Origin of the sequence: Armatimonas sp., from assembly GCF_031410135.1 — a bacterium.
In the GTDB taxonomy this organism is placed as follows: domain Bacteria; phylum Armatimonadota; class Armatimonadia; order Armatimonadales; family Armatimonadaceae; genus Armatimonas.
Map to the genome: position 1 here is coordinate 1 of NZ_JANNYP010000126.1, position 4935 is coordinate 4935.

Here is a 4935-nt window from a genome sequence, read left to right on the forward strand (position 1 = left end):
CAGGGTCGTCGATTAGTCAAGATTTAACAACGGAGGCGGGTAAGACTTATGACCTAAGATTCTATTTTGGTAACTTTGGCTATGGGCTTAGCACCCAGATTATGAATGTTTCGGTGGATGATATAGCCAATAATCAGAATCTCATAAGTCAGGTTTTTGTTGATTCGACAGCGAGTGATCCTCGGTACGATCCACTGGCACTGACCCTCTGGAATGATGTTACGGTTCGGTTCCAGGCAAGCTCCGCCGTGACACGTATTCGCTTAAGTGATAACGGCTCAAGTACCAACGCCACCGACCTGTTATTGGATAAAGTGCGTATTGAGGAGGTAGACACGGCTCCACCGACCATTGAGGCGGTTGCCGATAAGACAACCCTCTGGCCACCCAACGGAAAAAATCACACCGTACAGATTACGGGCGCGACGGACGATAGTGGGTCGGGGGTGATCTCTGCATCCTGGGTGCTTAGTGATAGCTATGGTCAGGTCAGTGGTAATGGGGCTCTGCCGGCAGGGGGAGCATTCTCCTTTTCCGTAAATCTACCCGCCTCTCGCCGTGGCCAGGATAAGGATGGCAGGGTCTATACCATTACCATCACAGCCACAGATAACGAAGGCAATATGGGAACGCGCACGGTCCAAGTGACCGTTCCGCACGATCAAGGGAACTGATTCCCGGCAAGGGAGACTTCGTGAACGAGGATGCCAGCAGAGAGTTTGTACTACAGCTATCTCACAGCGAGGTCAATGCCCTGCTGGCAATCCTATTACGCGCCCCAGATACGGAAATCACGCCAGCTGCTTTGATAGAAGCGCTCCTCCGCAGAGTACTTCATGCACTCTCCCAAACCATGAGCGATATTTGAAACGAAGAGAATGAATGCCGAAAGTTGGTTTACGACGTTCGCAAAAAATCATATACTTTGAAATCAAAACCAATGCCCGATTTTATCGGGCATTGGTGAACTTGTCGGTGGTGCGGTTGCCGTCTTTGTCGGTCTCACCTTTGATGAGGTGCAGGTGGACTTTGCGGCCCGGCGTGAGCTTGTCAAAGAGCGCGGATGACGTTTCGGCGATCTGAAGAGTGCGCGTTGCGCCGTCGTCGCGCTTGAGGGTGAGCTTTCCGTCTTTTTTCTCGGTTACCTGCCCGGTCCAGGTGGAGAGGGCGTCGTTCTTGGTCTGCTCTACGGCGGCGGCGGTGTCCGCGATGTGGCTTGCCAGGAGATTTCCCGAGGGCGAGGAGCGGGCAATCACGGCGACCGGGGCATCGGGGGCGAAGTCCGAGGGCTTGGCGGGCTTGCCGCCTTTGATAAAGATCGTCTTCTCCGAGATGCGGAAGCGCGTAGTCTTGCCGTCTTTGTCTTTGGCGTCCAGGTTGGTCAGCGACGAGGTCACGACGGTGCCGGTGTAGATCGCCGTGGCGGTTTTCTTGGTCTCGCTCGCCGTGTCGGCGTCTTTCATGGCCTTGAGCACGGCCTCGGCAGGCTTATCGGGCCGGATCGAGAGACGTGCCGAGACATGGTCTTTGAGCGCAAAGTCGGTGAGCTTGGCGATCTCGTTTTTCTTGGTGAAGGCCGCATCGGGCGCAATACTGGCAGCGATGGCGACCGTGCCGTTGTCGGGCTGAAGCGTGATCGTGTTTTTGGTGGCATCGAGCGCGGTGATTACCCCGACAATGGTCTTGGTCTGGGCGGCAGGGCGCTTGGTGCTGACGCGCTGCGGCGGCGTTGTCTGAGGGGCGGTAACAAGAAAAAGCGGAAGTAAGAGAAGGGCATTCATGAATACTATTTTACCGGGCGATTTTTAATGGAGTCGTAGATATAGACGATAATCGCCAGCCAAACGGTTCCCAAAAGTGCGGCGCGGTGCCAGGGAATGGGCTCGGGGGCGATGAGCTGGCCGCAGATAAACGTGATCGTGGGGCCTAGATACTGCAAGAGGCCCAGCGTACTCAGCGGGACGCGCGTGACGGCGTGGCCAAAGAGCAAGAGCGGCCCCACGGTGATGGGGCCGGTTCCTACCAACAAGAGTGCCTCGCGCGGAGTGCCCAGTGCGGCATGCTTCCAGAGCAAGTAGCCTAGTGCGAGGGGAAATGCCACGGCGGTCTCTGCGGCGAGCGCCACCGTTCCCTCCACCCCGAGCCCCTTGCGCACGAAGCCATAGAAGCTCCAGAGAAAGGCAATCGCCAGCGCTGCCCAAGGAAAGTAGCGCAGGTCACCCAGCAGGGGGAAGAGCAGCGCCACGCCTGCGAGCGCAATCGAGATTTTCTGCAAGGGCCGTAGCCGCTCCCCCAGAAACGCCACGCCCAGCAGCGTGTTGAGCAGCGGCACAATAAAGTACCCCAGGCTCGCCTCCACAAAGCGCCCGTTGATGGTCAGCCAGATGTAGAGCAGCCAGTTGGCCGTGAGAAGCAGTGTCGTGCCCCAGAGCTTGGGCATCTGGAGCGCGGCCAGAAAGGGCTTGGTTTTTCTCTGGGAGAGCACAACCCCGAGAAGCAGAGGAAACGACCACGCCGCTCGGTGTGCCACCAGCTCCCACGGATTATGCCCATTCAGTTGCTTCCAGAACAGCGGCACCAGTCCCCAGAGCACAAACGCCAAGATCCCCGACTGAATCCCCGTCATCCGCCGGGATCCGTGCCCTGGTTGATTACCCGCCAGGAGTCATCTAGGACAGGGCGGGGCAGCTCGCCACGCTGGGCTTTGTTGGCCCACTCCGCATCCACGATCAAGGCACGGGCCAGCGCGACGGCTTCGGCGTGGCCGTCGTTGATGTAGTCCGTGGCCTCTTGGGGCGTCATGATATTGCCCGCGACAATGCGCGGCTTGCTGGAGAACTGCCGCACCCAGTCAGAAAGCAATGTCTCGGTACCGAAGTAGCCGCGCCGGGACTCGCGCCAGCAGGAGATATCCCAGGCATCTACCCCGGCGGCCTCCAGAGCGATGAGAAAGTCGCGCAGGCTCTCGGGCGTGACGGGGAAGTTGGGCGCGGCAGGATCATCCGCGTGGGTCGAGAACCGGTAGAGCAGAGGAATCTTCGGGCCAATGGCTCTTCGGACGGCCTCGGTCACGGCGCTGGGAAACGCAAGCGGGTCGCCCCACTTGTCGGTGCGCTGGTTGACATCGCGTCGCCAGAACTGGTGCAGGAGATAACCATGGGCACCGTGTAGCTCCACAAAGTCGCAGCCTGCTTCGATGGAACGGCGAGCGCCTGCCGCAAAGTCCTCGATAATCTGCTCGATTTCCTCCGCTAAGAGCGCCCGAGCAGGATCGAAGCCCTCGCGCGTCCAGTCCGAGGCCGAGACGGGCTGTTGCCCCAGCAGGGCTACTTTGCTAGCCGCGCCGCCATGAAAGAGCTGGGTTCCAAAGAGCGCACCGTGGGCGTGAGCGGCTTCGACGCAGCGCCGCCAGCCGTCGGTGTAGGAGTCATCGGCGATTCCCACAGCGTTGGCCCAGCCGCGTCCGCCTTGGGAGACAAAGACCGCCGCGCCAATGATCGTGCCCGTTCCCCCTGCCGCCCGCCGTCGGTACCAGTCCACGATCCAGTCGGTCATATGCCCGGACTCGGTCGCCTGGTTGAGGGTCATCGGGCCCATCACGATGCGATTGGGCAGTGCAGGAAAGTCGCCGCCGAGGGGCAGAGGGGAAAAGAGTGAGGTCATGGGGCTTAGTTTACCCCGCGTCGGCTAGCGAATCGCGAACTGGTAGTCCGTGTCGTAGCAGCGCACCAGCAGGCTGGCTTCGTCGGTGCCATCGCCTTGGAGGTGTAGATACTCGGGGCCTGAGGCAACGGGGAGCCTCTGCAGGGTCTTGCCGGTCTTTTTATCAATCACAAAGACGAAGTCTGGCTCATTGGTAAAGCCATAGCCACAGAAAATCACATCGTTATAGACCACAAAGTTCAGGGCATTGGCGACTCGTGGCTCGGTCTGCCAGAGAAGCTTGCCGGTCTTGCCGTCTAGGGCGCTCAGATATCCCGTCTTTCCCTGGACTTCTTTTGCATAGCCGTTGATGCCTGTTGCGATATAAATGATGCCATTGTCTGCCTCTTCCGCAAAGAGAATCGGGGTGAGGCGGCCTGCGCGTTGCCACTTGCTGAAATCGAGGCAACGTCCTACTAGTCGCTGGGTATCACCTGGCGCAGGGACGGGCAAGATATAGCAGGGCTCCAGACGATCTTTGCCATAGAGCGCCAGTGGCCGTGGTGTCTCGCCCAAGAAACGTGCTGCTATGGCCTCGCCTAGCGCCTGAGGAACTCCCGTGGGGAGGCTGGCCGATGGTGGTGTGATGCCGTTTTTTGCATACCACTTGTCGTCGTCGGTGATCTGATTTTTCTTCTTCGACACAAGCTTGAGCCGGGTCTTGCCTGGGACGCCCTTTGTATAGACGGGGCCATCGGGGGACTTCGGAACCATCACTCGCTTTGCCCAGGCTTCCGCCACGAGCTTCTCACTCTCTTGAAAACGCATGGCTGATTTTACCAGGTAAATTTTTTGTATAAGTCTGTCCTTACTCCTTAAACTACATTGATCATTGACAATGTAGTTTGATTATGTTACATTCAATTTCAGAATGAATTTACTGGCTGAGTTGTCTCCTAATTTTTCCACTGTTGAGGCTGCATCGATGACGGGTCTTACTGTAAGGCAACTAGATCACTGGGCGCGGGGAGGTATCTTCCTTCCTAGTATCAAGCAAGCACATGGATCAGGAACGAGAAATCGCTATTCGTTTGGCGACATCATCCAGTTGCGCTCCCTTCATCGTCTCAAGTGTAGGCGCTGGTCAACACAAAAATTACGTAGTGTTATAGCGCTGCTTCGTGAACTGATGAATGATCCTAATCCACTTCGGCAAGCAATCCTGGTAGCTGATAATCATACACTCCTTGCTTTGTATCGAACTAAGCAAGGAGAACAAGCCTTGCTCGATGG

5 protein-coding genes and 1 pseudogene are annotated in these 4935 nt (G+C 57.5%); 2 read left to right on the forward strand and 4 right to left on the reverse strand.

What is annotated here, in order from left to right; genetic code table 11:
* Positions 1 to 674, forward strand: a pseudogene (locus RMO15_RS04650) (hypothetical protein); the annotation flags it as partial.
* Positions 675 to 950: 276 nt separating this feature from the next.
* On the opposite strand, the gene RMO15_RS04655 reads toward RMO15_RS04650, so the two are convergent.
* Genes RMO15_RS04655 through RMO15_RS04670 form a run of 4 tightly spaced genes read right to left on the reverse strand, consistent with a single transcriptional unit; the run spans position 951 to position 4470 of the window.
* On the reverse strand, positions 951 to 1781 hold the full coding sequence (locus RMO15_RS04655; protein WP_309708466.1) for a hypothetical protein: 831 nt from the start codon (positions 1779 to 1781) through the stop codon (positions 951 to 953).
* 5 nt (positions 1782 to 1786) lie between these two features.
* Positions 1787 to 2626 (reverse strand): EamA family transporter RarD, encoded by an 840-nt coding sequence (gene rarD, locus RMO15_RS04660; RefSeq protein WP_309708468.1) that lies wholly within the window; start codon positions 2624 to 2626, stop codon positions 1787 to 1789.
* The gene (locus RMO15_RS04665) at positions 2623 to 3663 is read right to left on the reverse strand and encodes an NADH:flavin oxidoreductase (protein WP_309708471.1); all 1041 of its coding nucleotides are present in this window, start codon (positions 3661 to 3663) and stop codon (positions 2623 to 2625) included. The genes rarD and RMO15_RS04665 overlap by 4 nt, the downstream gene beginning before the upstream one ends.
* A 24-nt stretch (positions 3664 to 3687) precedes the next feature.
* Entirely contained in the window at positions 3688 to 4470 is a 783-nt protein-coding gene (locus RMO15_RS04670) for a hypothetical protein (protein ID WP_309708475.1), read from the reverse strand.
* Positions 4471 to 4573: 103 nt separating this feature from the next.
* Between RMO15_RS04670 and RMO15_RS04675 the strand changes: the two genes are divergently transcribed.
* A partial coding sequence (locus RMO15_RS04675; RefSeq protein ID WP_309708478.1) for a MerR family transcriptional regulator occupies positions 4574 to 4935 on the forward strand: 362 nt, incomplete at its 3' end.

Coding starts and splice junctions, on each gene's coding strand:
- RMO15_RS04655 (WP_309708466.1), bottom strand. CDS start 1,781: ATGAATGCCCTTCTCTTACTTCCGCTTTTTCTTGTTACCGCCCCTCAG.
- RMO15_RS04665 (WP_309708471.1), bottom strand. CDS start 3,663: ATGACCTCACTCTTTTCCCCTCTGCCCCTCGGCGGCGACTTTCCTGCA.
- rarD (WP_309708468.1), bottom strand. CDS start 2,626: ATGACGGGGATTCAGTCGGGGATCTTGGCGTTTGTGCTCTGGGGACTG.
- RMO15_RS04670 (WP_309708475.1), bottom strand. CDS start 4,470: ATGCGTTTTCAAGAGAGTGAGAAGCTCGTGGCGGAAGCCTGGGCAAAG.